This is a genomic window from Kribbella sp. NPDC050124 (genome assembly GCF_044460355.1).
Lineage (GTDB): Bacteria > Actinomycetota > Actinomycetes > Propionibacteriales > Kribbellaceae > Kribbella.
In genome coordinates this window covers 51540-68146 of record NZ_JBITJU010000020.1, presented here as the reverse complement: position 1 = coordinate 68146, position 16607 = coordinate 51540, and the positions used below count along the sequence as shown (strand labels likewise).

Annotated in this window: 19 protein-coding genes; 9 read left to right on the top strand and 10 right to left on the bottom strand. The window is 68.6% G+C overall.

Annotated elements, in window-relative coordinates; all coding sequences use genetic code 11:
- Nucleotides 1-19: 19 nt before the first annotated feature.
- The 3 genes from ACIBL3_RS34260 (at nt 20) to ACIBL3_RS34250 (ending at nt 3199) form a co-directional block, all read left to right on the top strand.
- Complete coding sequence (locus ACIBL3_RS34260) at nt 20-1270, top strand: CaiB/BaiF CoA transferase family protein (protein ID WP_396357978.1); 1251 nt, start codon at nt 20-22, stop codon at nt 1268-1270.
- On the top strand, nt 1267-2166 hold the full coding sequence (locus ACIBL3_RS34255) for a hypothetical protein (protein WP_396357977.1): 900 nt from the start codon (nt 1267-1269) through the stop codon (nt 2164-2166). Before ACIBL3_RS34260 ends, ACIBL3_RS34255 begins: the two co-directional genes overlap by 4 nt.
- A gap of 244 nt (nt 2167-2410) precedes the next feature.
- Nucleotides 2411-3199, top strand: coding sequence for an IclR family transcriptional regulator (locus ACIBL3_RS34250; RefSeq protein ID WP_396357976.1), 789 nt, complete (start codon nt 2411-2413; stop codon nt 3197-3199).
- Here the strand turns inward: ACIBL3_RS34250 and ACIBL3_RS34245 are convergent.
- Entirely contained in the window at nt 3170-3400 is a 231-nt protein-coding gene (locus tag ACIBL3_RS34245) for a hypothetical protein (RefSeq protein WP_396357975.1), read from the bottom strand. The two genes, ACIBL3_RS34250 and ACIBL3_RS34245, sit on opposite strands and share 30 nt — an antisense overlap.
- A 311-nt stretch (nt 3401-3711) precedes the next feature.
- Between ACIBL3_RS34245 and ACIBL3_RS34240 the strand changes: the two genes are divergently transcribed.
- Nucleotides 3712-4194 (top strand): GNAT family N-acetyltransferase, encoded by a 483-nt coding sequence (locus tag ACIBL3_RS34240; protein ID WP_396357974.1) that lies wholly within the window; start codon nt 3712-3714, stop codon nt 4192-4194.
- On the opposite strand, the gene ACIBL3_RS34235 is transcribed toward ACIBL3_RS34240, so the two are convergent.
- Both ACIBL3_RS34235 and ACIBL3_RS34230 read right to left on the bottom strand, forming a co-directional pair.
- On the bottom strand, nt 4187-5554 hold the full coding sequence (locus ACIBL3_RS34235; RefSeq protein ID WP_396357973.1) for a neutral zinc metallopeptidase: 1368 nt from the start codon (nt 5552-5554) through the stop codon (nt 4187-4189). The two genes, ACIBL3_RS34240 and ACIBL3_RS34235, sit on opposite strands and share 8 nt — an antisense overlap.
- A gap of 30 nt (nt 5555-5584) precedes the next feature.
- Nucleotides 5585-6778, bottom strand: a complete 1194-nt coding sequence (locus ACIBL3_RS34230) for a neutral zinc metallopeptidase (RefSeq protein WP_396357972.1) — start codon at nt 6776-6778, stop codon at nt 5585-5587.
- A 170-nt stretch (nt 6779-6948) separates the two neighbouring features.
- Between ACIBL3_RS34230 and ACIBL3_RS34225 the strand changes: the two genes are divergently transcribed.
- The 4 genes from ACIBL3_RS34225 (at nt 6949) to ACIBL3_RS34210 (ending at nt 9437) form a co-directional block, all read left to right on the top strand.
- Nucleotides 6949-7452: a DUF2199 domain-containing protein gene (locus ACIBL3_RS34225; RefSeq protein WP_396357971.1), complete on the top strand. Its 504-nt coding sequence runs from the start codon at nt 6949-6951 to the stop codon at nt 7450-7452.
- 46 nt (nt 7453-7498) lie between these two features.
- Nucleotides 7499-8242, top strand: coding sequence for an SAM-dependent methyltransferase (locus ACIBL3_RS34220; protein WP_396357970.1), 744 nt, complete (start codon nt 7499-7501; stop codon nt 8240-8242).
- Between the two features lie 117 nt (nt 8243-8359).
- On the top strand, nt 8360-8782 hold the full coding sequence (locus tag ACIBL3_RS34215) for a hypothetical protein (protein ID WP_396357969.1): 423 nt from the start codon (nt 8360-8362) through the stop codon (nt 8780-8782).
- A gap of 97 nt (nt 8783-8879) precedes the next feature.
- Nucleotides 8880-9437 carry a TetR/AcrR family transcriptional regulator gene (locus tag ACIBL3_RS34210; protein WP_396357967.1) on the top strand — a complete coding sequence of 186 codons (558 nt, stop codon included), beginning with the start codon at nt 8880-8882 and terminating at the stop codon, nt 9435-9437.
- A 472-nt stretch (nt 9438-9909) separates the two neighbouring features.
- On the opposite strand, the gene ACIBL3_RS34205 is transcribed toward ACIBL3_RS34210, so the two are convergent.
- The gene (locus tag ACIBL3_RS34205; protein WP_396357965.1) at nt 9910-10404 is read right to left on the bottom strand and encodes a class E sortase; all 495 of its coding nucleotides are present in this window, start codon (nt 10402-10404) and stop codon (nt 9910-9912) included.
- Here ACIBL3_RS34205 and ACIBL3_RS34200 point away from each other — a divergent pair.
- Nucleotides 10403-10654 (top strand): hypothetical protein, encoded by a 252-nt coding sequence (locus ACIBL3_RS34200; protein WP_396357963.1) that lies wholly within the window; start codon nt 10403-10405, stop codon nt 10652-10654. The genes ACIBL3_RS34205 and ACIBL3_RS34200 overlap by 2 nt on opposite strands.
- 21 nt (nt 10655-10675) lie before the next feature.
- On the opposite strand, the gene ACIBL3_RS34195 is transcribed toward ACIBL3_RS34200, so the two are convergent.
- The 6 genes from ACIBL3_RS34195 to ACIBL3_RS34170 are packed head-to-tail and all read right to left on the bottom strand — an operon-like array spanning nt 10676 to nt 16463.
- Complete coding sequence (locus ACIBL3_RS34195) at nt 10676-11218, bottom strand: MOSC domain-containing protein (RefSeq protein ID WP_396357961.1); 543 nt, start codon at nt 11216-11218, stop codon at nt 10676-10678.
- A gap of 5 nt (nt 11219-11223) precedes the next feature.
- Nucleotides 11224-11973 (bottom strand): phosphotransferase, encoded by a 750-nt coding sequence (locus ACIBL3_RS34190; protein ID WP_396357959.1) that lies wholly within the window; start codon nt 11971-11973, stop codon nt 11224-11226.
- Nucleotides 11954-12976, bottom strand: coding sequence for a LacI family DNA-binding transcriptional regulator (locus tag ACIBL3_RS34185; protein WP_396357958.1), 1023 nt, complete (start codon nt 12974-12976; stop codon nt 11954-11956). Before ACIBL3_RS34185 ends, ACIBL3_RS34190 begins: the two co-directional genes overlap by 20 nt.
- Before the next feature lie 23 nt (nt 12977-12999).
- Nucleotides 13000-13875, bottom strand: coding sequence for a carbohydrate ABC transporter permease (locus tag ACIBL3_RS34180; protein ID WP_396357956.1), 876 nt, complete (start codon nt 13873-13875; stop codon nt 13000-13002).
- Nucleotides 13872-14825, bottom strand: a complete 954-nt coding sequence (locus tag ACIBL3_RS34175) for an ABC transporter permease (RefSeq protein ID WP_396357955.1) — start codon at nt 14823-14825, stop codon at nt 13872-13874. The genes ACIBL3_RS34180 and ACIBL3_RS34175 overlap by 4 nt, the downstream gene beginning before the upstream one ends.
- 3 nt (nt 14826-14828) lie before the next feature.
- A complete protein-coding gene (locus ACIBL3_RS34170; RefSeq protein WP_396357953.1) occupies nt 14829-16463 on the bottom strand; it encodes a sugar ABC transporter substrate-binding protein in 1635 nt (544 codons plus the stop codon).
- Nucleotides 16464-16607 lie beyond the last annotated feature (144 nt).

The window sequence follows — 16607 nt, the reverse complement described above, 5'->3', positions numbered from 1 at the left end:
CCTCTGGAGAGCTACTGATATGACCACGAGCGAGTCGCCGGCGCCATTGGCCGGTGTGCGGGTCCTCGAGCTCGGCAACTACATCGCCGCGCCCACCGCGGGCCGTCTGCTGGCGGACTTCGGCGCGGAGGTGATCAAGGTCGAACGCCCCGGCACCGGCGACGAGCTCCGCAACTGGCGGCTGTACGCCGGGACCACGTCGCTGCTCTACCGCACGATCAACCGCAGCAAGCAGTCGATCGAGCTGGACCTGCGCAGCGAGTTCGGCCGCCGGACGGTAATCGACCTGGTCCGGCAGTGCGATGTCGTCCTGGAGAACTTCCGCCCCGGCACGCTCGAGGCCTGGGGGATCGGTCCCGACGTCCTGAGCGCGGCGAATCCGGAGCTGGTGCTGACCCGGATCTCCGCGTTCGGGCAGACCGGTCCGATGTCGGACCGGCCCGGTTTCGCGGCGGTCGCCGAGGCGCACGGCGGCTTCCGCGAGCTGGTCGGGCACCCGGACCGGCCACCGGCCCGGGTCGGGATCTCGATCGGTGACTCGATCGCGGGCCTGTACGCCGGGTTCGGCTCGGTGATGGCGTTGTTCCAGCGCGACGTACGCCGTACCGCCGGACTGCCACCGGCTCCGCTGGCAGAGCGAGTCATCGACGTCGCGCTGAACGAGTCGATGTTGTCGATGATGGAGTCGCTGATCCCCGACTACGAAGCGTACGACGTGCTGCGGGAGCGGATCGGCGGCCGGATGGAGGGGATCGCGCCGTCGAACGCGTACCTGTGCCAGGACGGCGACAGCATCATCGTGGCCGGCAACGGCGACCGGATCTTCCAGCGGCTGATGACGCTGATCGGCCGCGCGGATCTCGCGGCCGACGCCGAACTGCGCTCGAACGCGGGCCGGTGGGCGCGGCGTGACGAGCTCGACGAGGCGATCGGCGCCTGGACCGCCGGGCGCTCGGCAGCGACCGCGATCGAAGAGCTGGAGCGTGCCGGAGTTCCGTGCGGTCCGATCTACACCGCGCGCGAGATCAGCCGGGACGAGCAGTACGCCGCTCGCGCGATGATTCAGCGCTTCGACGTGTCCAACGGCGCCGACGTACTGAAGGATGTCGGCTTTCCGGGCGTCGTACCGGTGATCGGCGGGCAGTCGCTGCCGATCCGCAGCCTCGGGCCGGAGCTGGGTGAACACACCGAGCAGGTGCTCGGCAGGTTGCTCGGGTTGAGCCCGGCCGAGATCCAGCGCGGGATGCGGGACCTCGAGGAGGCGTCATGACCGCGGCCCTGCGCGATGTGACGCTGCGGGACGGACTGCAGCTCACCGGGAAACCGTTGCCTACGGCCCGTAAGGTCGAGTTGATCAGATCCCTGCTGGCGATGGGGGTTCCGGCGCTCGAGATCGGCTCGATGGCCCGGCCGGACCTGGTGCCCCCGATGGCTGACACGCTCGACGTGATCCGTGCGCTGGCCCCTGCGGAGCTGGACAAGTGCTGGATCTGGGTCGCGACACCGCGGCACGTGTCGCGGGCGGCCGAGGCCGGGGCGCGCAACTTCCAGTACTGCCTGTCGGCGTCGGACAAGCACAACCAGGCGAACATCGGGCGCTCCACGGCGGACAGCCTCGCCGCGCTGCCTTCGGCGGTGGAACTGGCCGGCTCGGGCTCGGTTCAGCTGTGCATCGCGACGGCGTTCACCTGCCCGTTCGAGGGTGAGGTGCCGGTGGAGCGGGTGCTGGACATCGTGCTCGACCATCGGGCCGACGGCACGAGTGACGTCGTACTGTGCGACACCCTCGGCCAGGCGATTCCGTCGCAGGTCTACGACCTCGTCAGCCGTACGGCGCAGATCGACGACCGGCCGATCGTCTACCACGGGCACGACACGTGGGGGCTCGGGGTGGCGAACAGCCTGGCCGCGATCGAGGCCGGCGCGACCACTGTGGACGGGTCGCTCGGCGGCCTCGGTGGATGCCCGTTCGCGCCGGGCGCGGCCGGGAACACGTCGACCGAGGACCTCGTCTTCGCTTTGCGGCCGGACTGGCTGACGCCGGCCAAGTTCAGTGAGCTCGTCGGGCTCGGGCGCGACCTGCTCGCCGACCTCGGCGAACCCAACCGCTCCCGCTCGGCCCAGGGCGCCGGCGCCAGCACCACAACCTTCCCCTGGGCATCATGAACCACTCACCCCACCGCCCCCTGACGCCGGCCGTCATGCCACTGGCAGTTGGCGGGTGGGCGGGTGCTCCGGCGCCGGAAGAGGGCCGGTCGCCGGCGTGCCCCGCCGTACTGGGCTGGTGGGGTGGGTGTACGTCGGTCGTCCCTCGGCCCGGTCTCGTCTCCCGGGTCGGGGGACCCGGGGCGGAAGGTGGTGGTGAGACGTGATCGGGGGCTCGCAACCGGGTGTCGCCTACGCTGAGTCCATGGCGTCAGCTGATCCGGTGGGTGGGAGTGGGCAGCCACTTCTGGTGTTGGGGAAGATCGGGGAGATCCTGGATGCGTTCTCGCTCGACCGGCCCTCGCTGACGCTGGGCGAGATCCGGGACGCGACCGGGTTCCCGACCTCGACCGTGCAGCGGCTGGTGACGAACATGGTGGCGCTCGGGTTCCTCGACCGGCAGGGCGACCAGGTGCGGGTCGGCGTCAAGATGGCGTACTGGGCGGCGCCGGCGGTCAAGGGCGTCGACGTACTGGATCTGATCGTGCCGGTGCTCAAGCAGTTGCGCGATGCCACCGGTGAGACGGCCGCGTTCTTCCGGGCCGAGCAGGGCCATCGGGTGTGTGTGGCGCTCGCCGAGACCCATCACGCGCTGCGTCGCGAGATGCACGTCGGCAAGATCATGCCGCTGCACGCCGGCTCGGCCAGCCGCGTTCTGCTGGCATGGGACGACTCGCTGGCGCAGTCGGTACTGTCGCAACCGCTCGGGCCGATCACCGACAGCACGATCACCAGCGCGGACGAACTCGCCGCCGTGATCAAGCAGACCCGCGCCGACGGCTACGCGATCACCATCGGCGAACGCGAACAGGGCGCCTCCGGCCTCTCCGCTCCCGTCTTCAAGGCGAACGGCGAGCTAGCCGGCTGCCTCACCATCAGCGGCCCCACCATCCGCATCCCCCTGGACCGCTGCCTCGAGTGGCTGGACCTCCTGATCGAATCCACCGAACACGCCACCCGCCTCCTAGGCGGCCGCTTCCCCACCACCATCTAGCCCCGCCGCCAGCTGTACGGCGATACCGAGCTGGGTCAGCGCGGCGAAGGCGGCGTACACCAGGATCGCGTACTTACCCACCTTGGCCAGCGTCTCGTTGCCGGTGGCACCGCGGATGATCGCGGCCAGGAAGTTCGCGAACAGCGCGGCCAGGCAGATGATCACGATCGCCGCGAAGATCCGCGGGATGTAGCCGAGCATGTCGCTTATGAACGCCGGCCGAAGGCATCTTCGAAGGGTTGCGTGAAGTCGATCGCTAACGCGGACATCGAAACTTCCTTCCGGACAGGCCCGCATCCGCTGCCGCGCCACACCGCACACGACCCGGGCACGGGCGGATGCAGTGGTGTCCAGTATTCCCCGTGCCCCGCGCCGCGCGCCCCAAACGGTTGTCCCAGGCATGTAAAACAACGGTTGCAACGAAATGTGTTTGCATAAGGCAATCACCGTCGGGCCGCTGTGCCCGTGACCCCGCCAGATGAACCGGTCAAACCGGTTGAGATGCTGGGGTCATGACCGCCGAGATGTCTGCCCAGTCCGAACCGGACGTGCTGATCCGCCGCGCCACCGCCGACGACGTGGCAGGGATCGTCGCGATGATCGCCGACGACCAGCTCGGCGCGACCCGCGAGTCGGCCGACGACCTCACGCCGTACCTGCGCGCCTTCGAGGCGATCGACGCCGACCCGAACCAGGTCCTCGTCGTCGCCGACCGCGACGGCGAGCTGATCGGCACCCTGCAGCTCACCATCATCCCCGGGCTCTCCCGCCACGGCTCCAGCCGCGGCCTCGTCGAGGCCGTCCGCGTCGCCGCCTCCGCCCGCGGATCAGGTCTCGGTACGACGCTCATGGAGTGGGCCGTCCAGGAGTCCCGCGACCGCGGCTGCACCCTGGTCCAGCTCACCTCCGACAAAGCCCGCACCGACGCCCACCGCTTCTACACCCGCCTCGGCTTCACCAACTCGCACGAGGGCTTCAAGCTCAAACTCAGCTGACCTTCTTGGCGGCGGCGGTGTAGGTGTTGCAGGAGGCCGGCGCGGTGGACTTGAAGGCGGGGCCGGCCCAGAGCCACTGGCTCTTGCGGGAGCCGTGGTCGCGGACCTTCTTCGGGTTGTACTCGTCGCCGCTGTGCTGGGTCTGCCACTCCCACATCTCGAGCTTCTCGCCGGCCAGGCCCATCGACTTCTTGTTCGCGCCGAGGAACACCGCACCCAGGCAGGTCGCCTGAAGCTCGGTACGGCGGGACCACTCGAGCTTCTCCGCCTGCGTCTTGGCCCACCCCTTCCGCGACCAGGCCGCGTTGAGGATGTGGGTCAGCTCCTGGACGTGGTGGCCGTACTCGTGCGCCATCGTGTCCATCATCCAGACCCGGGCGCCGAGCGGGTCCTCCTTGTAATTCTTCAGGTCGTCCTGCCAGTCGATGGCGATGGTGTGGTCGGCCGGGCAGTAGTACGCCGTCTCCGCTTCACCGGTGCACGTGGACGCGGGCGCCTGCTTGCTCTGCAGCACGATCTTCGGCGGCACGAACTCGTAGCCGGCCTTGGTCACCACCGGCTCCCAGGCCTTGTTCAGGCAGGGCAGGAGCGCCTTGTAGTAGTTCAGGATCGCGGACTGGGTGTTCGGCTTGATCGCCGGTTCCTTGCAGTTCACGGACGCGACCTTGCCCACCGTGTACAGCTTGTTCTTCCGCAACCGGTCCAAGTCGGGCACCGGGGTGACAGTGACCGTGACGGTCGGGTCGGCGGGGACAGGCAGCGGTGCCTCGGTCTTCTTGATCGAAGGCCGGGCCATCGGGCTGTCGACCGAGTCGTAGGAGTTGATGAGCTGGAACCCGGCGACCGTGCCGCCGGTGAGCAGCAGCAGCGTGAGCGCGGACAGCCCGGCGATCACGGCCTTCGAGTGCTGCCGGACCGGCGCGGTCGGCAGCGGCTCGTTGGAGTATTGCCCGCCGACCCCCGAGTACGGCGAGTGCCAGCCGACTCGGCGGGATCCGCCGGCCTGACGGGTCCCGGTCAGCGGGGTGACCGGTGCGCCGGGCAGCGGCGCGGGCGGGGGTGCACCGAAACCGGGCTCCGCGTCGGGATCCATCGGGAGCGGGCGGGCCGTCTTCCGCAGCGTCGGGTCGATGGGCCCGAGAGCACGGGCCTTGCCGAGGTTGAGCGACTGCTTGCGCTCCGCCGCCCGGGCCCGGTCGCCTTCGGTGAGGATGTCGCCGGCGCCGCCCGGCATGAAGTGCCCGGGCTTCGGCGAGCGCGTCGTACCCGCAGAGCTCACCGCCGCGACCCGGCCTGGATCAGCCGACTCCCCCGTGCCGGCCGGGGCCGATGGATCCGTGTCCGGGTGCTCCTCAGGCATCGCTCGTCCCCATCGTTTGTACCTTGTCCGTCAGCCGACCTTGGCGGATGCTGCCACGAAAGTGTTGCAGGTGCCGGGATCGGTGCTCGCAAAGCCCTGGTTCATCCACAGCGCGAGACTCTTCGCGGACCCGTGATCGCGGACCTTGTCCTTCGAGTTCTCGTCGCCGCCGTGCCGGATCAGCCAGGTCCACTGGGTCAGGAGCTCGCCGCGCAGCGGGAAGCTCGCCTTGGCTGCGCCGAAGAACGCGGCCGAGAAGCAGTTCGCCTGCAGCGCCTGGCGCCGGTCCATCTCCAGCCGCGCCGGCTCGGTCGGCTCGGTGTCGCGCAGGTTGGTGGTGGCGTCGAAGATGCCGGTGAGGTTCTGCAGGTGAGCGCCGTACGCGAAGCCGAGCGACTGGGCCATGTCGGCCCGGGTCGTCGCCTTGTGCTGCGAGTAGGTCTCGGTCAGGTTCTGCCACGGCATCGTGACGCTGCCGCCCTGCTCGTCGGCGCAGTACGACGAGACCTCCTTCTGGACGCCGCAGGCGGTCTCCTGGCCGTCGTCGAACACGATCAGCCGCGGCGAACGGAAGGTGAACCCGGCCTGGGTCACCAGAGGCTTCCATGCCGCGTCCATGCAGGCGATCAGAGCCTGGTAGTACGAGCGGACGTTCTCCTTCGACGTCGGCCGGTACGCGGGCTCCGCGCACTTCACCGTGGCCAGCGGACCGGTCGAGTAGAACGGGTTCTCCCGCTGCACCTTGGCGTCCGGCGTCGGCTCAGTCTCCGGGGTCGGCGTCGGCACGCCGGACGGGTGGAAGGACGGCGTGACGAGCGGGGTGGAGACGAAATCGTCGTACGACGAGAGCAGTTTCGCGCCGAGCGCGACCCCACCTCCGATGAGCACCAGCGCGAGGACCACGATCCCGGCGATCAGCGCCTTCGACTGCTTCTTGGGGACGAACGGGATCGGGTCGGGGTGGTAGACCTCCCGGTACGCCGCGGCCGCCGCGTCCTCGGGCGGCGGCGGGCCGAACCGCGTGCCGGACAGTTGCACCGACCGCCGCGACTCCAGCCGCGACCCGGACAACTGTGGCGGCCCCGCCGGGGTGCGGGCCCCGAGACGCGGCGTCGGAGCGGACAGTGGGGCCGATCCGGGCGTGGATCCACCGTCACTCGAGTCGTCCCCGCCCGCGCCTCCGGGCAGGAAATGGCCAGGCTTGGGCGCCGGCTTGTCCGCCATTCTTCCCCGCTTCTCCCCAGTACCGGACGTGGCCGGTCCCACCCACACAGGTCCCTTCAGCGCCCAGGGACCCCCTCCCGAAACGCCCGCAAGATGCTAAGGCCTAGACCGCTCCCACCGATACCGCCCCACCACGATTGACACCATTTCGGGACCACTAAGGTGCCCGCATGGATCTGGGATTCGTGTGTTCGTGCTGCGGGGAAAGGCACCCGGAGCTGCCCATGGCGTTCCACGCCGAGGCGCCGGTCTACTGGACGCCGGAACTGGCCGGAGCGCCAGGTTGTGAGCTCACCTCGGACCAGTGCGTGATCCACGGCGAACACTTCTTCGTGCGGGGACTGATCGAGCTGCCGGTGATCGACTCCAGCGAGACGTTCGCGTGGGGTGTCTGGGTGTCACTCAGCGCGCAGAGCTTCGAGCATGTGTCCGAGCGCTGGCACGCCGAGGGGCGCGAGCACGACGAGCCGTACTTCGGCTGGTTGTCCAGCGCCCTGCCCTACGAGCCGGCCACGGTGAACCTGAAGACGAACCTGCACAGCCGTCCGGTCGGCGAGCGTCCTCTCATCGAACTCGAGCCGACCGACCACCCCTTGGCCGTCGAGCAACGCGGCGGCATCACGCAGGCGCGGGTGCGGCAGATCGCCGAGCAAGCGCTCCACCAGGGCGGCTGACGCAAATCTGGTTGCGGGTCGCTGGCTGGGGCTGTTGGCTGGGCGCGTGGTGGAGTTGAGGCGGGATGGGTATCCGCGGGCCAGTGGGTACGACGTGGGGTGGCTGCTGGATGGGGATATGGGCCCGCATCCGTTGTGGTTGCTGGAGGATTTGGCGCGGGACCTGGAGCTGACGGCCGGGATGCGGGTGCTCGATCTCGGGTGCGGGAAGGGCGCCACGTCGGTGTTCCTCGCGAAGGAGTACGGCGTCCAGGTCTGGGCGGCCGATCTGTGGGTCGAGCCGACTGACATCGCGGCGTACGTCGGGTCGCAAGGAGTCGACGGGATCGTGCCGGTGAAGGCGGAGGCGCACGCGTTGCCGTTCGCGCACGGGTTCTTCGACGCGATCGTCTGCATCGACGCCTACGAGTACTTCGGCACCGCGGACGGCTACCTGGCCTACATCACCCAGTTCCTCAAACCCGGCGGGCAGTTCGGTGTCGCGACCCCCGCGCTGCGGACCGAGCTCCGCGATCTCGGGTACATCCCCGACCACATCAAGAAGCTGGTCGGCTGGGAGGCGCTCGCCTGGCACACGGCCGACTGGTGGCGGTTCCAGTGGGAGATCACGGAGCTCGTCGAGGTCACCGCGGCCCGGCTCCAGGAGTCCGGCTGGCAGGACTGGTTGACCTGGGCGCAGGCGGTCTCCGAGCACCGCGGCTCCCGGGACGGCTCGCTCGACATGCTCGAGGCCGACCAGGGCGAGTACCTCACCTTCGCGATGGTGGCGGCGCGGAAACCCACGGCCTGACTGTTGCCGGAACACCCCGGTAGGAGATGCTGGGGACATGAACGAGCGAAGCGAGTTCATCGTTGAGCACAGTGTGATTTGTGCCTCATCCGCGCCCGGAGCGAAGCGAGGACGTGGATGAGCTGGGCTGTGTACGCGATGCGAGGGCCAGGAGGCGTACGCCGCCTCGACGACATCCCGGACGGGTACGAGCCACCGTCCGTCGGCACGTCCGAGGACGTGGTGGCGAAGGTCCGTGAGGTAGTCCCGGGAGTGGACGCGAGCAAGCCGTCCTGGCTCGCGCTGCGCAGCGACGAGTTCGACGTCGAGATGACGATCGGCAAGGGCGTCGAGGTCCGCGACATCACGTTCTACCTAAACGACGGCCCGCGCTCGATCCCGATCGTGATGGAGATCAGCCGGGTGCTCGGCGTCACGCCGTACGACACCGAGTCCGGCGACTTCCTCACCGAGCGGTCCCGGCCGCCGGTGCCGCCGCCGCTGACCGAGGACGAGATCAAGGCCAACAAGCCGAAGTGGTGGAAGTTCGGCCGTAAGTAACAGCCCCCGGCGTTGCCCGGTCCTGAACGTCCACCCCTAGAATCAGGGCGATCGTACAGGACGACTGTTCAGGGCAGTCGCTCAGGAGGTGCGACCAATGACGTCCCCAGCGGCTGCCCGCGGGCAAGAGGTGCGGCAACGACTGCTGACCGCGGCGGCGGAGCTGATCCCGGAGCGCGGCTGGTCCGCGGTGAGCACCCGGATCCTGGCCGACCGGGCCGGCGTCACGCCGAGCGTCGTGCACTACCACTTCCCGTCCGTGCAGGCGGTGCTCGCCGAGGCCGCGGTCGCCGCAATGCGCCAGGTCCTGGCCGCGACCGACGAGCAGTTCACCGCGGCCGGGTCGCCGGCGGAGGCGATCGACGCGATGCTCGCCTCGATCGAGCAGCATTCCGCCGTCGACCCCATGTCGCTGCTGTTCGTCGAGGCCTATCTGGCCGCGACCCGCGACGAGCGCCTGCGCGAGCAGCTCGCCACTCTCGTCGCGGAGTTCCAGCAGCGTGTCGGCGACTGGCTCGCGGTCCATCAGGTCCCCGATCCGGCCGAGACCGCCGCCGTACTGGCCGCCGCCATCGACGGCCTCCTCCTACACCGCGGCCTCGGCTCGACAGGTGAAGGTACGGCGGAAGTCCTGCACAGGCTGGTCAAATCGTGAAGGCGATCATCGGCGGAGCCGGAATCCACCGGGGGCTACATGATCGACTTCTTCGGCCCCGGGTTTGACCAGCCGCCGCCTAGCCCTACACCTCCTCCAACTCCCACTCCTCAACCGCCTGGCCCCCACCGCAGTAGCCGGCAAACCCACACCCTCCTCCAATCCCTCCACCCCTGACCCCCCGTCCCCCCGTCCCCGGATCCGCACCCAGCCGCCTGGCAGGCTGCATGACCGATGGCGGGTTACAGAGCCTGTTGCAGAATCACCGACCGATCGAGCTCAGTGGGGACAGTGCGCCGATCGACCCCGAATTCACTGTCTGAGTGGAGCGCGGACGGCCGATCGGCGAGAAAAGTCGCGGCGTGTTGGTGTGGACAGAGAGCCCCAAATCCATTTTGCAACAGGCTCTACAGCAGGCCAGCGGTGAAACAACCCGCCAGCGAGCGCGCCGTCAGGCGCGGCGGCCGGGTGGTTAGGTCCGGCGGGTCGAGACCAGGACGCCGATCTTGTTGATTCGGTGTTCGGGGTTGCCGAGTTCGTCGCTCCAGTAGTTGCCGGCTGCGTGGTCCTCGGGGGTGGCACAGGTGGAGAGGGTGATCATGGCCTTGGTCGGGGTGGCGCCAGGACGGCCGGGGACGGCGGCGTTTTGCTGGGCCTTCTCGGCGGGTTTGCGGAAGGAGATCGTCATCGTCTGGGCGATCACGTAGTCGTAGACGACGCCGCCTGCCGTGACTAAGACGTGGTCGCCGTTCTTGAGCCCGGGCACCCGGCCGAATGGGCGCCCGTGCGTGGTGCGGTGCGCGGTGATGATGTAGTTGCCGATGTCGCCGGGACCTACCCCGCCGGCGTCACCGCGCGGGCTGGCCGCGACGCCGCGGTCTTGGATGACGGTCCCGGGGCGGTCGTCTGCCGTGCCTGAGTACGGGACGACGCGGAGCCGCCGGACGTTGATCGCGGGGATCGACATGCTGGCGACGGCCGAGTTCGTGGGCGTCGCGGTTGGGCTGGGCTTCCGGGTCGGCGAAGGGGACGTCGGCGACGGACTGGAGGTCGGCGAAGGGGTAGCAGTGGACGTACTGGGCGTACCGGGGGTAGGCGTCACCCGGTTGGACGACTCGCTTACCGGGCCTGCCACATCGGCACACCCGACCAGTCCAGCCGCCGCCACCACCGCACCAACCATCCACCGCACCACCTTCTCGACGGTACTCGACTGACCGAAAGCCGCCCGAAACCGGTCAGTCGAGCACTGTGAGAACAGCCGCCCCCAACCGCAGGACCCCAGAAGTCAGTGGAGTAGTACGGATCCCACCGTGACCGCGGAGGGCCTTGAACGCGCCGGGCGCCAGGACGGTGTCCATCCACGCGCACGGGTTGGCCGGGCGGTTGGCCTGAAACTCAACCGGCCCGGAGCCGGAGTCCAAGCTGAAACGACGACCCGGGACCCGCGCACCATCGGGCCCGCGCCGAGCCGCGAGGGTGTCGAGCGGATAGCCGCGGACAGTGATGTTGCGACGCAGCAGCAGCGGATCCGGTACGGCGGGAAGCCCAAGCGTCAGCGCAAGTTCGTCCAGCGACGCGGCGTCGAGGAAGGTGACGGCCGCGTTGCGATGCACCGTCTGGCCGAAGTACCGGTCGCCGACGATGCCGAGCCCCGCGCGAAGCTCGACCTCCGACCGCCCCACCGGCTCCGGATCCGCTCGCGGACCGTCCTGCGGCCGCCCTTCGAAAGCGTGCACCGCCGACACCATCAACGCGACGATCTTCACCGAGACGGACATGCGGATCACCCCCAGGTGAGTGGGTCCAGAAGGCGATAGAACTCCAACCGCCGCTGATCAAGATCCGGTACGCCGTACGCGCTCAGGAACGGCCCGGGGTCCGCCGACCACTCGTCGGACAACTGGATCGTGGCGAGCGCGAGGTCGGAGTAACGGTCGGCGACGCCGAGCCGGCCGAGGTCGATCAGCCCGGTCACCTCGAGTGTCTCGGGGTCGAAGAAGAAGTTCGGCAGACAGGCGTCGCCGTGACACACGGCGAGGTCGGCGACCGACTCGAAATAGGGGCGCTCAGCAACAACCCGGTCGAGCAGCTCGGACGGATCCATCGCCCGCCACTCGTCGGTGAGGAAGTCCGGGTTGACCGCTCCCCGCCGTACGACGTCCGCCGCCGTCGCAACCACCGACGCGAGCGGACGCTCGAACGGGCAGTCGGGCAACGAGTGGAGCTCACGCAACGTCACCCCAAGGCTGCGCATCGCCTTGAAGTGCGCGGATTCGGGCAGGTCCGTCCCAGCGACCCCAGGCACCGCCGTCGTTACCAGGCAGGCCCCGTCGGGCGACTCGAGCCAGTCCACAACCGTTGCCCCCGGCAAGCTGGTGCCGGCGAGCCAGGCCGCTCGATCCCGCTCGTCCCGCAGCTCAGCGACACCGGAGACCGCGCAGCACTTGGCGAAAACGTCACCCCGCCGGTAGACCGACATGTCGGACTCCCCGACCGTCACCGGTTCCCAGTTGTCATCCTTCAGCTGGAACACGAGACGAGTCTCGCACGATCAGCTGCCAGGGAAAATCGAACACCTCGCCGTCCGCGCCCTCGCGATCGGTCAGCCGGCCGACGATGATCCGGGCCAGCGCCTCGTTGAACCCGACCGGCCCCACCGTGGACAGCGACGGATCCAGATGCTCGCCTTCCGGTGTGTTCCCGACCCCGACCACCGCGAGATCCCCCGGTACGTCGAGCCGCAGCCGGTGGGCCGCCCGGACGGCAGCGATCGCCGCGAAGTCCGTCGTGCAGTAGATCGCGGTCGGGCGGTCCGGCTTGGTGAGCAGCGCCATCGCGGCCCGGTACGCGCCTTCCGGGTGCCGCTCGAAGATCTCGATGTCCTCGGACCGGATCGACCGGCCCGCGTTCCGCATCGTGTTGACGTAGGCGTCGTACCGGGCGAATCCCGACGTGCGCGAGGTCAGTGCGCCCACCCGGTCGTGGTGCTCGATCAGATGCTCGACGGCCAGGTGGCAACGCGGCTCGGCGCCGGACCGGATCACGTCGAAGCCGCGGGGCTCGAGGGTCTCGCTGAACGCGACGATCTGCACGCCTTGGGCCGCGAACGTCTCGAGCTCGGCGATCTGGTCGGGGTCCGGGTTCACGCTGTCGATGAAGATCACGTCCGGCGTCCGGTTGGACAGCACGGTCCGCCAGTCGCCGTCGGCCACGATCAGCGCGGTCTTGCCGAGCGGGCTGACCGCCTGGCTGACGGTCTCCGCGACGGCCTGCGACCACGGGTCCGCGAGCACGCTGAGCGACAGCAGCACGAGATCGGACTTCCCGGTCCGAATTGCACGCGCCGCGTCGTTGCGCCGGTAACCGAGCCTGGCAGCCGCCTCGCGGACCCGGTCCGCGGTCGATTCCTTGATCGTGTGGCTGCGATGCCGGCCGGACAGCACGTACGACACGGTCGCGACCGACACCCCGGCCTCAGCTGCGACCATCCGCAGCGTCGGCCGGTCGGCGGCCACAGGTCGTTGCCCCATCGACATGTGATTGATTCTCGCAGAGTTGCTCAACCTTTGACGGCGCCTGTGATGACGCCCTTGGTGAAGTGGCGTTGGAGGAACGGGTACACGAGGGCGATCGGGACCAAGGCGACTACGACGACGGCCATCTGCAGCGACTGTGGTTGCGGCAGCGGTTCCACGCCGAGTTGGTCGGCGGACAATGACTTGCCCTGCAGCACGTACGTCCGCAGGATCACCTGGACCGGCCACTTCGACGTGTCGTTCAGGTACAGCAGCGCGTTGAAGAACGCGTTCCAGAACCCGACCGCGTAGAACAGGCCGACCACCGCGATCACCGCCTTCGACAACGGCAGCACGATCCGCCGCAGGATGGTGAAGTCACTCGCCCCGTCGATCCGCGCACTCTCCAGCAGCTCACCGGGCACGTTCATGAAGAACGTCCGCAGGACGACGAAGTTGAACGCGCCGAGCGCCCCCGGCAGGATCAGCGACCACAGGCTGTCGAGCAGCCCGAGTTGCTTGACCACCAGGAACATCGGGATGATCCCGGGCGCGAACAGCAGGGTGAACAGCACCATCAGCAGCACCGGCCGTCCGAACAGCACCGGCCGCGACGTCGCGTACGCCAGCGCGATCGTGACGGCGAGCGCGATCGCCGTACCGACGACCGTGACGAAGACGCTGACCATGATCGCCCGGCCCATCAGCCCGCCGCTGAACAACGTGTCGTAGGCCTTCAGCGTCGGGTGCGACGGCCACAGCACGTACCCGCCGGCGTCGATGATGTCCTGGTCGCTGGCCAGGGACGTCGAGATCACCACCATGATCGGGATCACGATCACCAGCGCGAAGCCGCCGAGCACGACGGCCTTGATCGACTGGTAGAGCGGTGACGGGTCTTCTTTCCAAATCGGTCTCATGAGCGCCTCTGGAAGATTCCGGGCTCACCGAGCCGGTGCGCCAGCGAGTTCGCGCCCCACAGCAACAGCGCGCCGAGCACACCCTTCGCCAGGCCGGCCGCGGCTCCACTGCTCCAGTCACCGCCGACGACGCCCGCGTAGTAGGTGAAGGTGTCCAGTACTTCGGCAGCACCCGGCCCGACCGAGTCGCGTTGCAGGATGAACTGCTCGAACCCGACGCTCAGGATGTCGCCGATCCGCAGGATCAGCAGCAGCACGATGACGGTCCGCATCGACGGCAGCGTGATGTGCCAGAGACGCCGCCAGCGACCGGCCCCATCAGCCGCCGCGGCCTCGTACAGCGAGACGTCGACCGCGGTCAGCGCGGCCAGGAAGATGATCATCGCCCAGCCGGCGTCCTTCCAGATCAGCTGCGCGACTACCAGCAGCGGGAAGGTGTCGGGGTTCGTCATGAACGGGATCGGGTCGAACCCGGCCTGCCGAAGCAGGTTGTTGACGAACCCTGCGCCGCCGAGCGACTGCTGGAACAGCGTGATCACCAGCACCCAGGACAGGAAGTGCGGCAGGTAGGCGATGGTCTGGAACCAGCGCCGGAACCGGTTGCTGACCAGGGAGTCGACGATCAGCGCCAGCGCCAGCGGGACCGGGAAGAACAGCACCAGCTGCACGCCGGCCAGGATCAGCGTGTTCCGCAACGCGTCCCAGAAGTCCGGGTTGCCGTACAGGTTGACGAAGTTCTGCAGGCCGTTCCACTCGCTGTGCATGATGCCGAGGTACGGCTGGAAGTCCTGGAACGCGACCACGTTGCCGAGCACCGGCAGGTAGAAGAACACCAGCAGGAACAGCACGCCGGGGATCATCAGCAGCACCATCTGCCAGTCCCGCCGCCACCGCACCGCGAACGGCAGGCCGGTCTTGGCCTGCCGCCGGGTGACTGCTTTCTTCAGCATCCGTCAGGACCCCGTGACCGGGACGCTCGACGGCAGCACCGCCTCGAACTCGCCGCGCATCTTGTCGCCGCCGCCGGACTTCCAGCGCTTGAGTGCTTCGTCGTACGCCGAGATCTTCTGCCGGCCGGTGACGATGTCGACGACGGTGTCGCGGAAGGCCGCGGTCAGCTTCGGGGCGACCTTGCTGCTGGTGTCGGAGTAGGTGCCCGCGGTCGGGTTGCGCATCGCGAACTCGAGCAGCTTCTGCTCGGTCGCGTAGATCTTCTTGGTGTCGTCCGGGAACGCCGGGTTGAAGATCACGCTCTCCGGCGCGGTCATGATCTGCAGCGCACTGACCAGACCGGGCGCCTGCTGGGTGCCGGCCTTGGTCAGCACCGGGTTCTTCTTGGCGTCCAGCTGGTACTGCTGGCCCTCGACGCCGAAGTTCTTCTGCAGGTACTCCTTGGTGCCGAACGGCGCGGACAGGTAGTCCATCAGCGCGAGCAGCTCGCGGATCCGGCCCTCGTCGGTCTTCTTGAACGGCGTGAACCCGACCGTGCCGTAACCCATGTCGTAGATCGGCTTCGCCTTGCCGTCGTGGCCGAACGGGATCAACGTGTCGACGAACAGCGTCGGGTCGAGCGCCCGGAAGTCGGCGGTCGCCCGCGGGCCGACGGTGACCTGGGCGGCGATCTGGCCGTTCACGGTCTTCGGGGTGGCGTCGGCCAGGTTGAGGTCGGGGTAGAAGACCTTGGCTGCCCAGAGCTTGGCGGCGTACTCGACCGCGGCCTTGTAGTTGTCGGTCTCGTACAGGTGGGTGAGCGAGCGGTCCTGGTTCACCCGCCAGCCGTTCGGGGCGCCGAACCACTCGCCGAACATGTGCAGCATGTTGATGATGGCCGGCTCGAGCGCGTAGTTCGTGCCGTTGGACAACTCCTTGCACTTGGCAAAGAACTCGTCCGCGCTGCTGCTCTGCAGGCCGCCGACCTTCTCCCAGGTGCGCGGGTTGCCCATCATCACCTGGCCGAACGGCGTCGACGGGATCGGAGCGCCCCAGATCTTCCCGTTCACCACCGCGGTCCGCCAGGAGGCCGGCTTCAGCGCGGCCAGGTTCGGGTACTCCAGGACGGCGTCGCCGGACAGGTACTTGGTCAGGTCCTGGAACTTGGCCTCCAGCATCGGGCCGATGTTCGGGATGCCCTGGTTCGGCGGCAGCCACATCAGGTCCGGCAGCGAGTCGCTGGCCAGCAGGGTGGCGAACTTCTCCGGGTAGCCCGGGTCGGTGCCGATGGTGAGCCGGAGCTCGGCGCCGAGCGCCTGGTTCAGCGACTGCCACATCGGGTTGCTGCCCATCGGCGGCGGCGGGGTCGCGAACGTCTCGGTCAGCGCGCTCACCGCGTTCTTCAGCGGCGGCGCCTTCACACTCGAGATCGCGTCCGCCGGGAACTGCAGGAACCCGGGCTCCAGGCCGGACTCGGCGCCGGCCAGGTCGGGCCGAAGGCCCTCGAACGGCTTGTACGTCGGCAGAGTCAGCTCACTCGATGCCTTCGCCCCACCGTTCGCCGCACCGCCGTCACCGCACGCGGCCAGCGTGGGTCCGGCCAGTACGGCGCCGGTCACGGCACCACCAACCTGCAGAAATCGCCGCCGACTGATCATAGTTGCTCCAAGTCAAGAACAAGTGCTCACTACTGCACACTTAAACGTTAACCCGGACCGTAAACCGCTCTCTGCCCCGGATGCAAGGCGTGAGCCCAAAAAACCGGCGGCCGCGGGGTACGACTCCCGCGGCCGCCGGCCGGA